Below are 245 nucleotides of genomic sequence, written 5' to 3' on the forward strand. Positions count from 1 at the left end.
AAAGACGAAGGCGGCCGTCATACTCCGTTCTTCAAAGGCTACCGTCCACAGTTCTACTTCCGTACAACTGACGTGACCGGTACCATCGAACTGCCAGAAGGCGTTGAGATGGTAATGCCAGGCGACAACATCAAGATGGTTGTGACTCTGATCCACGAAAGCCGCGTTGCACTGCTCTTTAACAATTTATCAGACAATCTGTGTGGGCACTCAAAGTGACATGGATTCTTAACGTCCTCGGACGA

The 245-nt window shown here is 49.8% G+C and carries 1 pseudogene; it reads left to right on the forward strand.

What is annotated here, in order from left to right:
- Positions 1 to 156 (forward strand): annotated as a pseudogene (tuf, locus tag GXP72_RS01275) (elongation factor Tu); the annotation flags it as partial.
- Positions 157 to 245 lie beyond the last annotated feature (89 nt).

It is taken from the genome of Enterobacter sp. SES19 (assembly GCF_011765665.1).
GTDB classification, from domain to species: domain Bacteria; phylum Pseudomonadota; class Gammaproteobacteria; order Enterobacterales; family Enterobacteriaceae; genus Enterobacter; species Enterobacter pseudoroggenkampii.